Genomic DNA, 19,449 nt, shown 5'->3' on the forward strand with positions numbered 1-19,449 from the left:
GATGCGCCGCGCTCCGCCCCTGACACTGTCCGCACTGGCCGCTGCCGCCGTGGTGGCCCTGTCCGCACTCTGGCCGGTCACGGCCAGCGCCGGGCTGTTCGATGACGAGGAAGCCCGCAAGGCCGTCGTCGATCTGCGCACCCGGTTCGAGCAGTCGCAGCGGCAGGCGGAACTCGATGCAACCGAGCGCAAGACCCTGGCGGCCCAGATCGCGGATCAGACCGAGCAGCTCGGTGTGCTCAAGCGCAGCCTGCTCGATCTCAACGCGCAGATGGAGACCCTGCGCACGGAGATCGCCAAGCTGCGTGGCGCGGACGAAACGCTGGCACAGGCCAACAAGGACCTCGCCCGCGAGCTGGCCGATCTGCAGCGCAAGTACAAGGACGCGATGACGACCCTGGACGACCGCATCCGCCGGCTGGAGCCGCAGCGCGTGTCGCTCGATGGCAAGGACGCCGTCGTCGACGCGCCCGAGAAGAAGGCCTACGACGAGGCCATCGGCATCCTGCGCAAGGGCGAGTTCGCCAATGCGGCGACGGCACTGGCCGCGTTCCAGAAGCGCTTCCCGTCGAGCGCCTACAACGGCCATGTCCAGTACTGGCTCGGCAATGCGCTCTACGGCAAGGGCGAGGTCAAGGAGGCGATGAACATTTTCCGGACGCTGGTCTCCACGACACCGGACCATCCCCGCGCATCGGAAGCCTTGCTGGCGCTGGCCAATTGCCAGATCGAACTCAAGGACCAGAAGGGCGCGCGCAAGACGCTGGAAGAGCTGATCGCCAACTACCCGCAGTCCGAGGCCGCGCAGGCCGGGCGTGAACGCATCAAGCAGATCAAGTGAACGTCCTGCATGACGACGACGATCGAGTTGGAACTGCCGGCGCTGGACGCCGATCTGGAACGCCGCTTCGGTGGCCTGCGTCGCCTCTGGGGTGACGAGGGCTACCGCCGGGTGCGCGCGGCGCGGGTGGCGGTGGTGGGCGTGGGGGGCGTGGGCTCCTGGGCGGTGGAGGCGCTGGCGCGTTGCGGGGTGGCGGCGCTGGTGCTGATTGACCTGGACCAGGTGGCCGAGTCCAACATCAACCGCCAGGTCCAGGCGGTGGGGGCTACCGTGGGGGCCGCCAAGGTGCTGGCGCTGCGCGAGCGGGTGGCGGACATCCATCCCGGCTGCGCTGTGCATGCCGTGGAAGAGTTCGTCGAGCCTGCCAACTGGCCGGCGCTGCTGCCGATCGAGGTGGACGTCGTGATCGATGCCTGCGACCAGAATGCTGCCAAGTTCGCGATGGCGCGCTGGTCGATTGCCACGGGGCGGGCACTGGTCATGGCCGGGGCAGCAGGGGGCAAGTCGAAGCCGGAACGCATCGAGGCGGCGGATCTCGCCGAGGTCACCCATGATCCCTTGCTGGCACGCCTGCGCCAGCAACTGCGCAAGGACGGTGCTCCGCGCACGGGGCGCATTGGCGTGCGCTGCGTATTTTCGCGGGAGGAGGTTCGTCTGCCGCCGCAGGAGGATGCCTGTGCCGTCGACGGCAGCCTGAATTGCCACGGGTATGGTTCCAGCGTGATGGTCACGGCCAGTTTCGGCATGGCCGCTGCTGCACAGGCGATGGAACTCGTCCGGGGGTCTTGACGAGACTGGTGGGTGTTGGTTTAGAATCTATGGCTCGGCTCCAAGCAATGCAGAATCGGTAACGACGACGCGGAGCAAAGAGACGGGGCGGCGGGTCGTTAGCTCAGTTGGTAGAGCAGCGGACTTTTAATCCGTAGGTCGCAGGTTCGAGTCCCGCACGACCCACCAAGCGCCAAAAACGTGTTATAGTATCGGTCTTGACGAAATTTTCGTCGAGCAAGTGGGGTTCTTAGCTCAGTTGGTAGAGCAGCGGACTCTTAATCCGTAGGTCGAGTGTTCGAGTCACTCAGGACCCACCACCAGATACTGTCACACCACCGCATTCAAGATTGCGGGCTCTTAGCTCAGTTGGTAGAGCAGCGGACTCTTAATCCGTAGGTCGAGTGTTCGAGTCACTCAGGGCCCACCAGAATCTCTGGTTCGAAAAGGGACCTAGCGCAAGCTAGGTCCCTTTTTCATTGGCGCAATCCCGGGTGTGCTGGCTCAGGGCCGCTTCATCGTGAAGGTGTCAAATTGTTACAAAATCAAACGACACCCAAGGAGGCACGAGATGACGACCACCGTACGGAAGACCGCGCGGGTGATGCTGCACAGCCTCGTGCTGCGCGCCGCGGTGCACGGCCTGTTGCGCTGGCGGCACGCCTTGCCGTTGCTGGAGGCCACCTGCGCCGACGTCCGCGCGGAATCCCGTTGATATCCGCTCAGCGCGGCTCACTGGCGTGCTGGCGCTGCAGTTCGAGATGTTTCATGGCGAGATACTCGCTGCGCTCCAGTTCATGGAGTTGCAGGGCGTGTCGCTCGGTGGCGGCAAACCAGTCGCGCAGGCGCTTTTCTTCCTGTTCGGCGGGCGGCAGTGACAGGGTCCCGAGGTAACTCTCGATCGCGAGGTAGTAGCGCATGGTGTTGCGCTCGACCACGCCGCGCACGCCACGGATGTAGACCGGCCGGCCATCGCTGCCCTTGCCGGTCACGCTGAAACCGACCTTGTCGCGGCCCATGGACGCCAGGTAAACCTCCATCGCCATGAGTGCCGCCGTTCCGTACGAGTAGGCGTAGGACAGGTGGAGGAAGGTGCTCTTGGTGTCCAGCGGCACGGCTTCCAGCGCGAGCCGGTAGTCGCTGGTGCCCAGCGGACCGGTGTCGGCCGCCATCTGCACGCGCAGGTAGTCGTTGCTGGTGGCCGGGGCGCGGTAGGCGAACCGGACCAGATAGGCCTCGCTCAGGGGCTGGTCGAACTTGCGGCCCACGGACAGGCTCACGGTCTGCCCTGGAGGCTCGCCGGCGGTCCGGCATTGCTTGACATTGAGGTGGAGGATCAGCAGATCGCACCAGTGACCAGCGGCTTGCAGTGCCGGGGAGACCACGCCGAACGGCTGTTCGATGACCGCATAGACCTCGCCTTTCAGGTCGCCCGAGGACAGGCTGGACTCCAGCACCAGCGGCCGCTGGAAGGGGCTGGACGCCAGCCGTGCGCGCAGGCTGGTGTGCGCGCTGCGCAGCGCGGCAGCGTCTTGCGCCCGGGCGGCGCCCAGGCCGACCATGCTGAAGGCCAGCGCAGCCAAGGTGGCTCTGATGAACGGGTTTGCCACGGGCGACACCACAACTCCTTCGCGTGCCGGACCGGGACAAGTCGCCGGGCAACCGGTCGCTGAGAGCCTGATTGTGGGGGCAACCCTGCGCTGGTGGGGTCAGACCGCGGACTTCGCCTGCCGCGGGATGCCCGTGTTCCGTTCGAGCGCGTCGGTGGCCAGCTCGAATTCCTCCATCAGGCGCTGGAGTGTCGGGGTGTCACACAGCTGCCCGTTGATCCGGGATGCGTTCTCGATGGCCCGGGTCTGCAGGGAAAAGCGCCGGGCGCCCACCGTGGCGCTGCTGGACGCCAGCTTGTGCGCCGAGAAGATCAGGCCCGGCACATCGCCCTGTGCATGCGCTTGCCGCATGGCTTGAAGCAGTTTGCCGCCGTCGTCGTAGAACAGCTGCAACAGGCTCTCCAGCAGGCTGCCGTCCTCGTCCAGCGCGCGGACGTCTTCCAGCGCCCGCTGATCGAAGGTGGGGGCATGGTCCGACGCAGCGGTGATCCCGGTTGCTCCGGGTGGCAACGGCTCCGTTCCCGTGGCCGGAGGCTGGGCGGCGGCAGCCTTGGGCGAGGGCAGCCATTTCTGCAGCATGGCCCGCAAGCTGACGCCCGAGAAGGGCTTGCTCAGGTAGTCGGACATGCCTGCCTCCAGGCAGCGCTCCCGGTCGCCGTGCAGGGCGTTGGCGGTCAGCGCGAGGATGGGGGTTGGCGTGGCATTGCCTTCCCCGGCTTCCCCGGCCCGGATGCGGCGGGTGGCCTCGAAGCCGTCGATCTCCGGCATCTGGCAGTCCATCAGGACCAGGTCGAACGGTTCGGTCTGGGCCCGCACGACGGCCTCGCGCCCGTTGTGGGCCAGCGTCACCGTGCAGCCCATTCCCTGCAGCATCGCCACGGCGACCTGCTGGTTGATGGGGTTGTCTTCCGCCAGCAGCACATGCGCGCCGAGCGGACCGGCCCAGGCCCCGGTGCCGGTCTCGTCGGTATGGCCGGTGCGTGCCGGCCTCTGGCGGAAACGGCCATCGGCACCGAGCGCCGACCGGATGGCCGCCAGCAGATCCGCCTGCCGCACCGGCTTGTCCAGCGTCGCGTGGAAGCCCGCGTCCTTGGCGGACTGCAACTCGTTGGACGAGGTCATCGAGGTCAGCATCACCATCGGCAGCGACTTCAGCTCGGCATCCCCGCGCACCACGCGGGCCAGTTCCAGCCCGCTGAGACCGGGCATCTTCATGTCGATGAGCGCCAGATCGTAGGGGGCCTCGTGCGCCTGGGCGTCCCTCAGGAGCATCAGGGCTTCGAGCGCGTCGCCTGCACTGGCCCGGCGCATGCCCATGGACTCGACCTGGTGCTCCAGCAGAGTGCGGTTCGTCGGGTTGTCCTCGACGATCAGGATCTTGCGGCCCAGCACGTCCGGATGGGGCACGGGTGCCAGCGAGGGGGTGTCCTGCAGCGGCAGTTCGAACCAGAAGGTCGAGCCCAGGCCCTCGCGGCTGGTCACGCCGATGCGGCCGTCCATCAGGTCGGTGAGCTGCCGGGAAATGGCCAGCCCCAGGCCGGTGCCACCGTACTGGCGTGCCATCGAGCCGTCGGCCTGCGTGAAGGACTGGAACAGGCGCTGCTGCTGCGTGGCACCGATGCCGATGCCGGTGTCGCGCACCTCGAAGCGCAGGTGCGGCCGGTCCAGGCCCCTGTACACGCCCAGCACCTCGATGACCACCTCGCCCTCGTGGGTGAACTTGATGGCATTGGCCACCAGATTGGTCAGGACCTGCCGGATGCGGCCCACGTCGCCCTTGAAGGCCAACGGCAGCGACGGCTCCACCCCGCAGGCCAGCTCCAGCCCCTTGCGGTGGGCGCGTCCTGCCAGCAGCGTGGCCACTTCCTCGACCATCGCCCGCAGGTTGAACGGCAGGATCTCCAGCTCCATCCGGCCGGCCTCGATCTTCGAGAAGTCGAGGATGTCGTTGATGATGCCGAGCAGGGATTCGCCGGACTGCTGCGCGGTCTGGGCCAGGCGCTGCTGGGTCGGGTTGACGCCAGTTTCCAGCAGCAGCTCGATCATGCCCAGCACGCCATTCATGGGCGTGCGGATCTCGTGGCTCATGTTGGCCAGGAACTGCGACTTGGCCTGGCTCGCGGCCTCGGCGGCTTCCTTGGCGATGCGCAACTCGGCCGTGCGCGTGTCCACTTCCTGTTCCAGGTGGTCGCGGTGGGCGGACAGTGCCAGCTCGCGCTGCCGGATCTGGTCCAGCATCTCGTTGAAGCCGTCGATCAGGGTGCCGATCTCGTCCTGGCGGCCGCCATCCACGCGCACGGTGTAGTCCTGGTCGCGCGTGATGCGGTGCGTGGCGGCGGCCAGATGCTCGATTGGCTCCACCACGTCCTTGCGGGCCCAGCGGGCCACGACCAGTGACGCGCCGAAGGCCAGCAGCGAGATGCCGGCCGTCTGCGCCAGCTGGTGGGCGATGGCCGCCCACATCTCGCTGAGGTCGGCGTGGAGTTCCACCTGGCCGATCGCTTCCGCGTCCGTCACGATGGGCCGCTGCAGCACCATGGTCCGGTTCAGGCCCAGGGTGTTGATCAGGCCGAAGGTCTGACCGGGCGCGTCTGCGCGGGTGTAGCGGGCCAGCACCCGGCCGTCGCCGGCCACGATCTGCGCGTCGGTGATGTTGGCCTTCACGTGCAGCGCCGAGAGGGTCTCGCTGGCCGTCTTGGTGTCGCCGAAGGCCAGGGCCGCGGCGCTGTTGCTCGCGGTGACGTCGGCCAGGGTGCTCAGTTGCGCGTGGGTGTCGCGCTGGTACTGGTCGATCTGGCTGTACGCCGAGGCGGCGTAGGACAGCAGCAGGGCCGTGCCGGTGCTCGCTGCCATCAGCAGTCCGAGGCGTCGCCCGATCGAGCGGGACTGGCGTGCATTCATGGCGTGCGCCCTCGAACGGAGGTGGCCAGCCGCAGCAGCTGCGAGCTGATTTTCAGCGCGGATGCCTGCGCGGCCTCGTTGTTGATCTCGAACGTGACCCGGCCGCCGGTCGAGCCGAGGCCGATCATCCCGCGGTAACCCAGCTCGCAGCTCAGCACGGACTCCGAGGAAAACGCGGGGCTGCCGCCGGCCGGATCGGCGGGGATGACAGCGGCGATGCGCCAGCGGTCCGGAACCACGGTGAACTCGTCGTGGACGAAGGCGCTGAAAAGCGTCTGGGTCTGTTTGGCAGGGAGGATGGTCGACAGCGACTGGCTGCTGATCGAATCGGCACCGTGCCGGTAGCCCAGGCCCCAGACCAGATCCTGTCGAGAGGTCAGCGCGAAGCGGTTCTGGACATCGATGTCCAGCGTGGTGCGGTCTTCGGCGGTGACCACGAAGGCGGCGGCGGCCGTGTCGGTCAGCCGCTGCGCCTTGCGGGACACGGTGGTGACCTCGACGTTCATGAGGTCCTCGATGGACATCGCGCTCACCTCCAGATCCTGTGCGGCCCAGGCTGGCGTGGTGGCCAGCGCCGAGATGCCGAACAGGACTGCGGTGGAGGAACAGCTTGTTTGGTGCACGGCAAAAACTCCCAGCCGGTCAGATCGACCCAGTGGCCGCGATCTTCCTCAGGGGCGGCCGGGCGCACTCCGCCGATCAGCTTGCGGTTGACCGCCCGTTTCCCGGCCCGAGTCGTCCGCCCGCGGACCATCGATCTGATCTTCATCAAGGGACTCCGTGCTGGCGGACCTTGAAATGTGGGTTCACCGCCCCAGATCCTCTTCAACCGGAGGAACACCCCATGCGACTCGACAAACTCACCACCCTGCTGCAACAGGCGCTCGGCGACGCCCAGAGCCTGGCCCTCGCGGCGGACCACCCCTACATCGAACCCGTCCACCTGCTCAAGGCGCTGCTGCAACAGGAAGACGGCCCCCGCTCGCTGCTGCAGCGTGCAGGCGTGAACCTGAAGGCGCTGGACGACGCAGTCGAATCCAGCCTGACGCGCATCGCCATGGTGGGCGGCGGCGAGTTGCAGCCGAGCCGCGAACTGGTGGCCCTGCTGCAGACGGCCGAGAAGGAATCCACCAAGCGCGGCGACCAGTACATCGCCACCGAAATGGTGCTGCTGGCGCTGGCCGAATCGAAATCCGATTTCGCCCAGGCGGTGCGCAGCGCCGGCCTGACGCGCAAGGCGCTGGAGGCGGCGGTGGACGCCGTGCGGGGCGGCCAGGCGGTCGACTCCGCCGATGCCGAAGGCCAGCGCGAGGCCCTGAAGAAGTACACGCTCGACCTGACCGAACGCGCCCGCCAGGGCAAGCTCGACCCGGTGATCGGCCGCGACGACGAGATCCGCCGCGCCATCCAGGTCCTGCAGCGCCGCACCAAGAACAACCCGGTGCTGATCGGCGAGCCGGGCGTGGGCAAGACCGCCATCGTCGAAGGGCTGGCGCAGCGCATCGTCAATGGCGAGGTGCCCGAGTCGCTCAAGAACAAGCGCGTGCTGGTGCTCGACATGGCCGGGCTGCTGGCCGGGGCCAAGTATCGCGGCGAGTTCGAGGAGCGCCTGAAGTCGGTGCTGAAGGAAGTGGCGCAGGACGAGGGCCGCATCATCCTGTTCATCGACGAACTGCACACGATGGTGGGCGCCGGCAAGGCCGAGGGCGCGATGGACGCCGGCAACATGCTCAAGCCGGCGTTGGCCCGCGGCGAGCTGCACTGCATCGGCGCGACCACGCTGGACGAGTACCGCAAGTACGTCGAGAAGGACGCCGCGCTGGAACGCCGCTTCCAGAAGGTGCTGGTCGCCGAGCCGACCGTGGAGGCCACCATCGCCATCCTGCGCGGGCTGCAGGAGAAGTACGAGGTCCACCACGGCGTGGAGATCACCGACCCGGCCATCGTCGCCGCGGCCGAACTCTCGCACCGCTACATCACCGACCGCTTCCTGCCCGACAAGGCCATTGACCTGATCGACGAGGCGGCGGCCAAGATCAAGATCGAGATCGACTCCAAGCCGGAGGTGATGGACAAGCTCGACCGCCGCATCATCCAGCTCAAGATCGAGCGCGAGGCGGTGCGCAAGGAGAAGGACGAAGCGTCCATCAAGCGCATGGGCCTGATCGAGGAAGAGATCGCCAAGCTCGAGCGCGAGTACGCTGATCTGGAAGAGATCTGGAAAGCGGAGAAGGCTACGGCGCAGGGCTCGGCCCACGTCAAGGAAGAGATCGACCGCATCAAGCACCAGATCGAGGAATGGAAGCGCAAGGGCGACTTCAACCGCGTGGCCGAGTTGCAGTACGGCAAGCTGCCCGAGCTGGAGAAGCGCCTGAACGAAGCGCAGGCCAAGGAAGAATCCAAGACCCGCGCCGGCAAGGATGGCAAGGGCGGCCCGCAGCTGCTGCGCACGATGGTCGGCGCGGAAGAAATCGCCGAGGTCGTCAGCCGCGCCACCGGCATCCCGGTGTCCAAGCTGATGCAGGGCGAGCGCGACAAGCTGCTGCAGATGGAGAACAAGCTGCACCAGCGCGTGGTCGGCCAGGACGAGGCGATCACCGCCGTGTCGAACGCGATCCGCCGTTCACGCGCCGGGCTGTCCGATCCGAACCGGCCGCTGGGCTCGTTCCTGTTCCTCGGCCCCACGGGCGTGGGCAAGACCGAGCTGTGCAAGGCGCTGGCGGGTTTCCTGTTCGACAGCGAAGACCACATGATCCGCATCGACATGAGCGAGTTCATGGAGAAGCACTCGGTGAGCCGGCTGATCGGCGCGCCTCCGGGCTACGTGGGCTATGACGAGGGCGGCACGCTGACGGAAGCCGTGCGGCGCAAGCCCTACAGCGTCGTGCTGCTCGACGAGGTGGAGAAGGCGCACCCGGACGTGTTCAACGTGCTGCTGCAGGTGCTGGACGATGGCCGCCTGACGGACGGGCAGGGCCGCACGATCGACTTCAAGAACACCGTGATCGTGATGACCAGCAACCTCGGCTCGCACCTGATCATGGCCATGGCCGGTCAGCCCACCGAGGACATCCGCGAGGCGGTCTGGGGCGAGGTGAAGGCGCATTTCCGGCCCGAGTTCCTGAACCGGATCGACGAGACCGTCGTGTTCCACGCGCTGGACCAGAAGAACATCGAGTCCATCGCCGCGATCCAGCTCAAGGGGCTGGAGGGGCGTCTGGCGAAGATGGAGATGGTGCTGGAGGTCACGCCCGAGGCGCTGAAGGAAATCGCCAAGGTCGGCTTCGACCCGGTGTTCGGGGCGCGGCCGCTGAAGCGGGCGATCCAGCAGCGCATCGAGAACCCGGTGGCGCGGCTGATCCTGGAAGGGCGCTTCGCACCGCGCGACGTGATCCCGGTCGGGATCAACGCGGCGGGCGAATTCACCTTCGGCCGCACGGTGCACTGAAGCACCGGTGCCGCGGGCCCGGTGTTCAGAGCACCGGCGCCCTCGGCAACGCGGCGTCCATCGCCATCAGGCGCGGGCGCAGCTGGGTCCAGCTGGTCAGCGAAGGGCCGTAGACGATGTGCAGCGCCAGTCCCGGCTGGGACTGCAGCGCCCGCACCCCGAGCGCCTCGTTGCCCCCCATCACCAGCACCTCGTCGGCCTGCCCGACGAGGTGCAGCTGCCGGCGGGTGCTGGTGCCGGCGGCCAGCAGCAGCGAGCCGCGGCGTGCCAGGTCACTGGGCTGGAAGGCCGCGCCGGCGTGGGCGATCACGCGGCTGGTGGCGACATCGAACACGCACGCACTCTGCACACCCGGCAGCGCATGCGCTTCGAGCACGAAGCGCTCGATCGGCTGCGTTCTGGACGCCAGCGTGGCCGGCGTGGTGGCCAGATCGGGCATGGCCTGCATCGTGTCCCGGCCGGCGGCCAGCACGCTGAGCAGCGGCCCGCTCCCGTCCGGATGCAGGGCGGTCTGCACCCGGTTCCACGACTCGCTCAGGAAGGTCCAGGCCTCGGCCGGGCGGCTGACCCGCGGCGCGATCTGGCAGACCACGCCGCTGCCGGGACCCAGTGCGGCGACGAGCCCGGCCAGCGCCGCGTGGCTGGTGGCGGCCAGCGGCATGAACTGCAGGTGGGCGCACTGCCAGTCCGGGCGGAACATCGCGTCGCGCAAAGGCTGGAGCGCGTCGCTCAGCGCGTGCGGCGGCACATCGCCGATCAGGATGACGGCCATCGTCGCCTGCGCGCCCAGCACGCGGGCGATGGCGGTGCGGGTCACGGTGTCGGCCTCGACGTCGGTGCTGTAGAGCCGCACCAGTTGGCCACGGCTGGCCGGACAGTCGACGTAGTCGATGCTGGCGAGCACCGTGCCGTAGCTCTGGCGGCGGATGCTGAGGCGCTCCACCGGCCGGCCCGCCGCGGACGCGATGGCGTGCAGCAGGCGGCGCGCGCCGCGGCTGGCGACATCGTGCAGCGCGATGTAGCTCGGGCGCAGATACTCGAATTGCTGCTGCAGCGCCTCGCCGGGTTCGCAGGACACGAACAGCTCGCGGGTGTGGTTGCCAACCGGCCGGCCGATGTCGACAGCGTTGTCCAATCGGTCGTCGAAGCTGCGCTGGATCTGGGTGGCTGGGGCGTCGACAGCGGGGTCGGATCCGTCGGCGGGTGGGTGCATGCCGTGGTCTCCAGAACGAAAAGGGCGCGGGCATCCTATCATCCGCATCTTGATTTCACATCGTGCGCCGGCATGTCGTCTACCGTGTCCCCTACCTCACCGCTCTCGGAACCTGAAATGGAAACTTTGCCTGTCGTGATCGTGGGGGCCGGACTGGCTGGCTTGACCGTGGCGCTGCACCTCGCGGCCGAGCGGCGGGTCATCGTGCTGGCCAAGCGGCAACTCGGCGAGGCGGCCACCGCCTGGGCCCAGGGCGGCATCGTCGGCGTGCTCGGCCGCGACGACAGCATCGACAGCCATGTGCGCGACACGCAGGAAGCCGGCGCCGGACTGGTGGACGAACACACCGCCCGCTTCATCGCCGAGCGCAGCGCGGATGCGGTGGGCTGGCTGGTCGACCAGGGGGTGGCGTTTTCGCCCGATCCGGACGGCCCGCTCGGCCTGCACCTGACGCGCGAGGGGGGCCACGCCGTGCGCCGCATCGCGCACGCGGCCGACGCCACCGGCTACGCCATCCACCAGGCCCTGCTCGCCGAGGTGAAGCGCCACCCGAACATCGAGCTGCGCGAGCAGGCGATGGCGGTGGACGTCATCACCCCGCGCCACCTGCGGCTGGACGCCGCGCCGCGCTGCTACGGCGTCTACGTGCTCGACATCGAGAGCCAGCGCATCGAGACCATCGCCACCAGCGCGGTCGTGCTGGCCAGCGGCGGCGTCGGCAAGGTCTACCGCTACACCAGCAACCCCGACACCGCCACCGGCGACGGCATCGCGATGGCCTGGCGCGCCGGCTGCCGGGTGGGCAACATGGAGTTCATCCAGTTCCACCCGACCTGCCTCTACCACCCGCAGGACCGCAGCTTCCTCATCACCGAAGCGCTGCGCGGCGAGGGCGCCTTCCTGCGTCTGCCGGACGGCACCCGCTTCATGCTGGCGCACGACGAGCGCGCCGAACTCGCGCCGCGCGACGTGGTGGCCCGCGCCATCGACTTCGAGATGAAGCGCCTCGGCGTGGACCACGTCTGGCTGGATGCGACCCACCTGGGCGAGACCTTCCTGAAGGAACACTTCCCGACCATCCACGCCCGCTGCCTGAAGCTCGGCATCGACATCGCCCAGCAGCCGATCCCGGTCGTGCCGGCGGCGCACTACACCTGCGGCGGCGTCGTCACCGACCTGCACGGCCAGACCGACCTGCCGGGGCTCTACGCGGTGGGCGAAACGACCTACACCGGTCTGCACGGCGCCAACCGGCTCGCCAGCAACTCGCTGCTGGAGTGTGTGGTGCTGGGCCGCAGCTGCGCCGAGTCGATCATGACGGCGGTGGAGTCGGAGCACCCGGCCCTGCCGCTGTGGGACGAAAGCCAGGTCGAAAACGCCGACGAGCAGGTCGTGATCTCGCACAACTGGGACGAGCTGCGGCTGCTGATGTGGAACTACGTCGGCATCGTGCGCACCACGAAGCGCCTGGAGCGGGCGCTGCACCGCATCCAGCTGCTGCGCGACGAGATCGACGACTACTACGCCAATTTCCGCGTCAACCGGGATCTGCTGGAGCTGCGCAATCTGGTGGAGTGCGCGGACCTGATCGTGCGCTCTGCCTTGATGCGCCACGAAAGCCGCGGGCTGCACTACAGCCGCGATTTCCCGACCACGCTGCCGGTGAGCTTTCCGACGGTGCTGGTGCGCCCGGCGCGCAGCCAGCGCGGGGTGGCGAAATCCGGTCGCCGGCTGGCCGGTGGACCGCCGCCGACCGGGCTGTGCGGCTGATCCACCTGCTCGGAACGCTGCCGCTCAGCGGCGGGCCCGCATCGCCATGCGGGCCTGCACGAACTCGAAGGCGAAGGTGACGGCGTCGCTGATGGTCTCGTCCATCGCCAAGCGTTCCTTCTCCGTCAGGTAGAAGGTCAGATCGACCGAGTGGCGGATGTAGCGCGCCCCCAGCCGGTTGAGCGCGACGCAGGCCACATCGGGCAGCGCCTCCGCATCGAGGTAAGGGTAGCCGGGGGCCAGACGAACCACCGTGTCGAACACCGGCCGTTCGTAGTGGTTGTGGACGGAAGTGAAATCGATGCTCATGCCGAGGATGTCGGCATGCGCATCCGCAACTTGACTCAGGCCGCGCCGATGTTCGGCACGAGGCCCCGCGAGGGCTGGCTGATCGCGGCCGGGTTGGCCTTGACGAAGTCCAGCATGCGGTCGATGCAGCCGAGGGCCTGGGTGCGGACCGGCTCGTCGACCTGCACTTCGCCCGTGCCGCGCTCCAGACAGTCGATCACGCCCTGCAGCGCGTTCATCGCCATCCACGGGCAGTGCGCGCAGCTCTTGCAGGTGGCGCTGTTGCCCGCGGTGGGCGCTTCGATCAGCAGCTTGGTCGGAGCCGACTGGCGCATGCGGTGGAACATGCCGTTGTCGGTGGCGACGATGAACTCGGGCGCGTCCAGCGTCATCACGGCCCTGAGCAGCTGCGCCGTCGAGCCGACCACGTCGGCCTGATCGACCACGCTCTTCGGCGACTCGGGGTGGACGAGGACCTTCGCCTGCGGGTGCTCCTGGCGCAGCAGCTCCAGCTCGACGCCCTTGAACTCGTTGTGCACGATGCAGTCGCCCTGCCACATCAGCATGTCGGCGCCGGTCTGGCGCTGCACGTAGCTGCCCAGGTGGCGGTCCGGGGCCCAGAGGATCTTCTTGCCCTGTTCGTGCAGGTGGCGAACGATGGCCTCGGCGCAGGAACTCGTCACCATCCAGTCGGCGCGGGCCTTCACGGCGGCGCTGGTGTTGGCGTAGACGACGACGGTGCGGTCCGGGTGGGCGTCGCAGAAGGCGGCGAACTGGTCCGGCGGGCAGCCCAGGTCGAGCGAGCAGGTGGCGTCCAGGTCCGGCATCAGCACGCGTTTCTGCGGCGACAGGATCTTGGCGCTTTCGCCCATGAAGCGCACGCCGGCAACGATGAGGGTCTGCGCCGCGTGGTCACGGCCGAAGCGGGCCATCTCCAGCGAGTCGCTGACGCAGCCGCCAGTCTCCATCGCCAGATCCTGCAGGTCGCCGTCCACGTAGTAGTGGGCGACGAGCACCGCGTTGTGCTGCTTCAGCAGGTCGCGGGCGCGGTCCTTCAGGGCCGTGCGCTGGCTGGGGGTGAGCGGAGCGGGTACCTTGGCCCAGGCGTGCGCGGTGCAGCTCTGGCCGGAGGCGTCCTGCTGGGTGTAGTCGAATTGAACGTCGGTCATGGCGGGATCGTAATGCAGCGGATCAGGGAGACGGATTCTCGGGTGTTCAGATCCACTGGTTGCGTGCGACGGCGATCTGCCAGCGCGCCGCCCCCAGATCGCCGAACTCGCGCTCGACGCAGGCAAGGATCAGCAGACCCGGCTGGCGCGGCACGGGCAGCGCCAGATGGTGGTGGGTCGGACTGCCCCAGGACAGCTCCAGCAGCGGCTGCCCGGCGCCGAGCGCCCGGTGGGCCCGCCAGAGTGCGCTGCCGGTCCGCGCCGCGCCTTCGAGCAGGGCCATCTGGTCTTCGGTCAGGGCCTGCACGCTCAGCAGGCGTGCATCCTCGACCGCCACGATGGCACACGCCGTCACGCCCACGCCCATCGACAGCACACGCAGCACGTGGTTCATCACGGTCGCGGACACGTCCGGCACTGCCGAGGACACCACCAGCGGCGCCAATGCAGGCGAGACGGCCGGGGGCGGCGGGTTGACTGGCGCCGAGGCCTTGACGGGTTGGGGGGCAGCCGGTCGGGCTGGGGCGGCCGTGGGCGACGGCGCGGGCGCTGCCTTCGCCGGCGCGGCCACGGTCGGTGCTGCGGCTGCGGCTGGTGCCGGCACCGGATCCGACCGGGACACCGTTTCTTCAGCCGGACCGTCGTCGAAGGTGCCGGGCACGGTCGGCTCGCCGCTGGCAAAGCCGGTCACCAGCGAGATCAGCTGCTGCGACCAGCCCGGGTCGTTCACCGAGAACAGCTCCAGCACGTGCATCTTCATGCCGCGCGGCCAGGTGGCGCGGCGCAGGCGGTCGGCGCGGCTGGGCTTGTCCGCGGGCGACACCAGCAGCAGCGAGGCGCCGCGCCAGGCGTCCGCCCGCACGAAGTCGTTGATGCGCCGGATCAGGTCCTTGTCCCCGTTGGCGCCGGCGAGGATCACGGCCCGGTCCGCCTGCTCCAGCAGCGTCAGCGCGACGCTGAGGCTGCGGTTGTCGGCGAAGGAGGCTTCGACCTCGATCACGCCGAGGGCCTGGCCGGACGGCGTCGGCAGCACGGTGCTGCGCAACAGTGCCACTGGCTCCGTGCCCTGTTCCTGCATCAGCGAGATCTCGCTGATGCGGCCGTGGGCGGCCAGGGCGAGCTGGGCGATCGAGAAGCCCGGCCAGCTGCCGGAGGGGTCCCACACGGCCACCGTCTGCTGCGGCTGCACCGAATCGCGCGAGAACAGCGTCTGCACGGGCGGTGCGCTCGGCGTTTCAGCCCGGGTGCGCAGTTCGCGGGTGCTGACCGGAACGGTGGTGGGTGGATCGGCGGGCAGGCTGCTGGGGCCGGCCCAGGCAGCACTCCGGGGGTCTTCCTTGGGCGGGGCCGTGTCGGTCGAAGGGGCAGTGCGCTTGAATTTCAGGCTGAGCATGGTGTCGAGGGTTGTGACGTTTCACATCAGCACCTGCTGTGCCTCCATGATGCGGTAGCGCGTCATCGCCAGATTGCTGCGCAGCTTGTCCAGCACGGCCAGGATGAACAGGTCCGGATGGGCGCGCAGCGTTCGGAGAATATGGTATCGGCTTCCCGCCGTGACCAGTATTTCTTCCAGCGGGTCGCCGGGACGGGAATGTCCCAACTGGCGCAGCGTGCGGCGGTGGGTTTTCCAGATTTCGGCGGCGGCCAGTGCGGCGCGGTCGATGTCGGGGCCGCGCGCGGGGCTGGCCTTGACGAGTCCGGTGCTGCCCTCGACCAGCGCGACGAAGATCAGGCCGTCCAGCACCGTGAGTTCGTCCAGCACGGCGAGCGCACGCCGCGGGTTCACGGGGGCACGGCCGGAGTCTGCTGCCGGGGCCTCTGCGGCGTGGTCTGCGTCCGGGGTCTCGGGTGGGGCGACGAACAGCGTCGCCTGGCGCGCGGGCGGCATGGCCGGGTGGGGGTTGCCGGCTTCCGACAGCGGCATCGGCGCGCTGCCGGGCGCGGGTGCGGCCGGCACCACCGGTGCGGCAGGCGCAGCAACCTGTTCCGACCGCAGGCGCTGCCAGTAGGCCAGCATGCGGTTCCACACCGCGCTGGCGCTGGTCAGCGGCTCGCACATCGTCTCGATGCGGACCTGCGCCGGCCAGTCCATGCGCTCGATCTTCTGCACCATCCAGTTGGCACCGACCGGCAGCATGAACAGCAGGTTGCGGCACTGCCAGTGCAGGCTCAGCGTGGCGCTGTGCAGATCGGCCAGCATGTCGTCGATCGCGGAGGGCGCCATCGGGCCGATGATCACCACCGACAGGTCCGAGCGCTCCATCAGCGCCATCTGCACCTCGGCCGCGTCGCCCCCTTCGGCCTGGATGTCGGCGTGGTAGATCTTCAGCGTGTCGTCGGTGCGCCGGGGCAGGGTGGTGCGTTCGATGGTCGCCAGCAGGTTCAGGCTGGCCTGGTCGCGCAGGCTCAGCCGCTCGATCGGCTGGCCGCTGGCATCGGCCAGCGCGCGGATGACCGAGGCGGCCCACATGTGCGAGGGGTCGCACATCGTGATGAGCTTCTGGCGGACGAAGGTGTCCCTGCGGCTGCCGGCGAAATGGGCGCGCATGGCCTGCCCGGGCGAGCCGCTGACCAGCAGGTCGTCGTGGTGGCGCGCGTCGGTTTCCACCGCCGCTTCGGCCTGTTCGTTCTCGTCGGCCATCACGGCGGTGGAGGCGAACTCGGGCATCTCGACATCGGCGGACGCGTCCTTGCCGCCCGCGCGGGACAGGGTCTCCCGAATGGGGGTCAGATCGCCGAAGAGGCTCTTGAGCATGTTCATCGCGTGACGGAGCAGTCCGGGGAAAGGGGTGGGAGCATCGCTACTTTAGTCGCTGAAGCTGGCTGCGGGCTGAGTTTGAGGGAAACTGCATGGAATAGGCGCATTCCGTCATCAGGGTCATTGACTAATCTGAAATCTGGAAATGCGGGATTTTCTGATTGTTTCGAAGAAAATGCACGCCAGCGCATCGCCGGAGTGTGAGGGCATGTGAAGGCCTGTGACCTCCGGTCGGTGGCAGCCCTGCGGACAGGGCCTGGCCGCCCCCTGATCCGGGTTGCCCGGTTCTTGATCTGACCCTCCGAATTCCGGGTCCCGACAGGGCACACTCCCGGTCGGTTAGGCTAATCCGATGAAGATGAACAGTTTCTCTGGTTCCGAGGCCCGGCGTCTGGTGTGGCGGTGCTTCGTTGCGGTGCTGGTGTGGCTGGTGGCCACGGGTCCGGTGCGGGCGGCGGAAGAGTTCCTGCCGCCGGACCAGGCCTTTCCGCTCAGCGCGCGCGTGGCCGATGCGCGCACGCTGTCCTTGCGCTTCGACGTCGCGCCCGGCTACTACCTGTACCGCGAGCGCTTCGAGGTGCTGCCGGTCGGGCCGGGCGTCGTGCTGGCGCCGCCGGTCTATCCGGCCGGGGTGGTCAAGTTCGACGAAACCTTCCAGAAGGACGTCGAGGTCTACCACGACGCGCTGGAGGTGCCGCTGGCCGTGCAGTCCGCGCCCACGCAGTTCCTGGTCAAGGTGACGCACCAGGGTTGCGCCGACAAGGGCCTGTGCTATCCGCCGCAGGTCCACCAGTTGCAGGTGCGCTACGAGGCCGGTGTCTTGCGGGACGTGCGTGTCCTGGCGGCCGATGCCCCCGCGGCGGGCGATTCGGTTCCGTTCTTCACAGCGACACCGGATGCCGAGAGCAGCGTGTTCGACCGCTTCGGTACCGTGCTGCGCTCGGGCAATCTGTGGGCGGTGGCGGGGGTGTTTGCGCTGGCGGGCCTGCTGCTGTCGTTCACGCCCTGCGTGCTGCCGATGGTGCCCATCCTGTCGTCGATCATCCTGGGGCAGGACGGCACCGCGTCGCGCCGGCGCGGGCTGATGCTGTCGGCGGCCTACGCGCTCGGCATGGCGCTGGTCTACACCGCCATGGGGGTGACAGCGGGGCTGGCCGGCGAAGGGCTGGCCGCCGCGCTGCAGACGCCCTGGGTGCTGGGCGCGTTCGCGCTGCTGCTGGTGGCGCTGTCGCTGTCGATGTTCGGTTTCTATGAACTCCACATCCCGGCCTCGTGGCAGACCCACCTGCACCTGGCCAGCAGCCAAGTCGAGGGTGGGCGCCTCGGCGGCGTGTTCGTGATGGGCGGGGTGTCGGCGCTGATCGTCGGGCCGTGCGTGGCGGCGCCGCTGGCGGGTGCGCTGGTCTACATCAGCCAGACGCGGGACGTGGTGCTGGGCGGCGTGGCGCTGTTTTCCATGGCCTGCGGCATGAGCGTGCCGCTGATGCTGGTGGGGCTGTCGGCCGGCTCCCTGCTGCCCAAGGCGGGTGCGTGGATGGAGTGGGTCAAGCGCGGCTTCGGCGTGCTGCTGCTGGCGGTGGCGGCGTGGATGGTCTGGCCGGTGCTGCCCTTCGGGGCTGAATCGACGACGGACGCCGCCGGTGCCGCCACCCACCAGACGCCAGGCGATGGCGTGGTGTTCCGCCGCGTCCGCACCATGGCCGAGCTGGACGAGGCGGTGCGCACGGCCGGGCGCCCGGTGCTGTTCGACTTCTATGCCGACTGGTGTGTCTCCTGCAAGGAGATGGAGCGCTTCACCTTCACCGACCCGGCCGTCAAGGCCCGCCTGGCCGGGATGCTGCTGCTGCAGGTCGACGTGACCGCCAACAACGCCGACGACAAGGCCCTGATGCGCCGCTACGAGTTGTTCGGTCCGCCCGCCATCCTGCTGTTCGACACGGCGGGGCGCGAGCTGCCGGCGCACCGCGTCATCGGCTTCCAGCGCGCCTCCACCTTCCTGTCCCATCTGGATGCGGCGCCGCTGCGTCCTTCATCTCCCTGAACCATGACTGCACCTGCTCCCACCACGCTCACCTCGACCTGCGACCTCTGCGACCTGCACAAGTCCGACACCAGCGGCGCCTTCCGTGTGCTGCCGCCGGTGTTCCGCTCGTTCGGCGGCCGCGCGGCCTTCGCCGGCCCGGTGACCACCGTGAAGTGTTTCGAGGACAACACCTCCGTCAAGGCGGCGCTGGAAGGCCCCGGCCACGGCCGCGTGCTGGTGGTCGACGGCGCTGGCTCGCTGCGCCGGGCGCTCATCGGCGGCAACATCGCGGCCGCGGCGGCGCGCAATGGCTGGGCCGGTGTCGTGGTGGATGGCTGCGTGCGCGATCTGGCGGAACTGGCCGCCAGCGACGTGGGCCTGTTCGCGCTGGCCCCCATGCCGCTGCCGACCGACCGCCGCCAGGCCGGTCTGGTCGATGTGGCCGTGCAGATCCAGGGCGTGACCGTGCGGCCCGGCGACTGGCTGGTGGCCGACGCGGACGGCATCGTCGTGCTGCCCGCCGCGCGCTGAAGCCCATCGAATCGGCCTGAATCGGCCCGGATCTGCACGAAATCCCGGCGTTTGCATTCCGAGATCATGGATTCAGGTCGTGCGGTTCATCACGGCCAAGCGGAACCGTGCATACAGGGCGGTGGCATG

General features: G+C 68.6%; 15 protein-coding genes and 3 tRNA genes. 10 read left to right on the plus strand and 8 right to left on the minus strand.

Translation table 11 applies throughout. The features are described from left to right. The first annotated feature begins 1 nt into the window (after position 1). From ybgF to AABN02_RS14170, 6 genes are all read left to right on the plus strand, one after another. Positions 2-841, plus strand: coding sequence for a tol-pal system protein YbgF (gene ybgF, locus AABN02_RS14145; protein WP_338415574.1), 840 nt, complete (start codon positions 2-4; stop codon positions 839-841). 9 nt (positions 842-850) lie between these two features. Next, positions 851-1,630: a tRNA threonylcarbamoyladenosine dehydratase gene (locus AABN02_RS14150; protein ID WP_338415575.1), complete on the plus strand. Its 780-nt coding sequence runs from the start codon at positions 851-853 to the stop codon at positions 1,628-1,630. A 92-nt stretch (positions 1,631-1,722) separates the two neighbouring features. Continuing rightward, positions 1,723-1,798 (plus strand) — tRNA-Lys (locus tag AABN02_RS14155). Positions 1,799-1,853: 55 nt separating this feature from the next. Beyond that, positions 1,854-1,929 (plus strand) — tRNA-Lys (locus tag AABN02_RS14160). Between the two features lie 34 nt (positions 1,930-1,963). Continuing rightward, a tRNA-Lys gene (locus tag AABN02_RS14165) sits at positions 1,964-2,039 on the plus strand. 141 nt (positions 2,040-2,180) lie between these two features. Further along, the gene (locus tag AABN02_RS14170) at positions 2,181-2,324 is read left to right on the plus strand and encodes a hypothetical protein (RefSeq protein WP_338415576.1); all 144 of its coding nucleotides are present in this window, start codon (positions 2,181-2,183) and stop codon (positions 2,322-2,324) included. Positions 2,325-2,331: 7 nt separating this feature from the next. Here the strand turns inward: AABN02_RS14170 and AABN02_RS14175 are convergent, their stop codons facing one another. The 3 genes from AABN02_RS14175 to AABN02_RS14185 form a co-directional block, all read right to left on the minus strand. Then, positions 2,332-3,228 (minus strand): hypothetical protein, encoded by an 897-nt coding sequence (locus tag AABN02_RS14175; protein WP_338415577.1) that lies wholly within the window; start codon positions 3,226-3,228, stop codon positions 2,332-2,334. Between the two features lie 90 nt (positions 3,229-3,318). Beyond that, positions 3,319-6,120: a response regulator gene (locus AABN02_RS14180; RefSeq protein ID WP_338415578.1), complete on the minus strand. Its 2,802-nt coding sequence runs from the start codon at positions 6,118-6,120 to the stop codon at positions 3,319-3,321. After that, positions 6,117-6,743 (minus strand): YfiR family protein, encoded by a 627-nt coding sequence (locus tag AABN02_RS14185; protein ID WP_338415579.1) that lies wholly within the window; start codon positions 6,741-6,743, stop codon positions 6,117-6,119. The genes AABN02_RS14180 and AABN02_RS14185 overlap by 4 nt, the downstream gene beginning before the upstream one ends. Before the next feature lie 221 nt (positions 6,744-6,964). Between AABN02_RS14185 and clpB the strand changes: the two genes are divergently transcribed. Next, a complete protein-coding gene (gene clpB, locus AABN02_RS14190) occupies positions 6,965-9,568 on the plus strand; it encodes an ATP-dependent chaperone ClpB (RefSeq protein WP_338415580.1) in 2,604 nt (867 codons plus the stop codon). A gap of 25 nt (positions 9,569-9,593) precedes the next feature. On the opposite strand, the gene AABN02_RS14195 is transcribed toward clpB, so the two are convergent. Then, positions 9,594-10,781 (minus strand): hypothetical protein, encoded by a 1,188-nt coding sequence (locus AABN02_RS14195; RefSeq protein WP_338415581.1) that lies wholly within the window; start codon positions 10,779-10,781, stop codon positions 9,594-9,596. A gap of 117 nt (positions 10,782-10,898) precedes the next feature. Between AABN02_RS14195 and nadB the strand changes: the two genes are divergently transcribed. After that, positions 10,899-12,551, plus strand: coding sequence for an L-aspartate oxidase (gene nadB / locus AABN02_RS14200; RefSeq protein WP_338415582.1), 1,653 nt, complete (start codon positions 10,899-10,901; stop codon positions 12,549-12,551). 24 nt (positions 12,552-12,575) lie between these two features. Here the strand turns inward: nadB and AABN02_RS14205 are convergent, their stop codons facing one another. Genes AABN02_RS14205 through AABN02_RS14220 form a run of 4 tightly spaced genes read right to left on the minus strand, consistent with a single transcriptional unit; the run spans position 12,576 to position 16,769 of the window. Continuing rightward, the gene (locus AABN02_RS14205; protein ID WP_179635667.1) at positions 12,576-12,860 is read right to left on the minus strand and encodes a late competence development ComFB family protein; all 285 of its coding nucleotides are present in this window, start codon (positions 12,858-12,860) and stop codon (positions 12,576-12,578) included. Between the two features lie 35 nt (positions 12,861-12,895). Beyond that, positions 12,896-14,008 carry a quinolinate synthase NadA gene (nadA, locus tag AABN02_RS14210; protein WP_338415583.1) on the minus strand — a complete coding sequence of 371 codons (1,113 nt, stop codon included), beginning with the start codon at positions 14,006-14,008 and terminating at the stop codon, positions 12,896-12,898. Positions 14,009-14,054: 46 nt separating this feature from the next. Next, positions 14,055-15,401 carry a hypothetical protein gene (locus AABN02_RS14215; protein WP_338415584.1) on the minus strand — a complete coding sequence of 449 codons (1,347 nt, stop codon included), beginning with the start codon at positions 15,399-15,401 and terminating at the stop codon, positions 14,055-14,057. Positions 15,402-15,422: 21 nt separating this feature from the next. After that, a complete protein-coding gene (locus tag AABN02_RS14220; RefSeq protein WP_338415585.1) occupies positions 15,423-16,769 on the minus strand; it encodes a hypothetical protein in 1,347 nt (448 codons plus the stop codon). Positions 16,770-17,124: 355 nt separating this feature from the next. Here AABN02_RS14220 and dsbD point away from each other — a divergent pair, with 355 nt between their 5' ends. Both dsbD and rraA read left to right on the plus strand, forming a co-directional pair. After that, a complete protein-coding gene (dsbD, locus tag AABN02_RS14225) occupies positions 17,125-18,807 on the plus strand; it encodes a protein-disulfide reductase DsbD (protein WP_338415586.1) in 1,683 nt (560 codons plus the stop codon). Between the two features lie 3 nt (positions 18,808-18,810). Then, positions 18,811-19,320, plus strand: a complete 510-nt coding sequence (gene rraA / locus AABN02_RS14230) for a ribonuclease E activity regulator RraA (RefSeq protein WP_338415587.1) — start codon at positions 18,811-18,813, stop codon at positions 19,318-19,320. Positions 19,321-19,449: the final 129 nt, after the last annotated feature.

It is taken from the genome of uncultured Sphaerotilus sp., assembly GCF_963924895.1.
Taxonomy (GTDB): Bacteria; Pseudomonadota; Gammaproteobacteria; order Burkholderiales; family Burkholderiaceae_C; genus Sphaerotilus.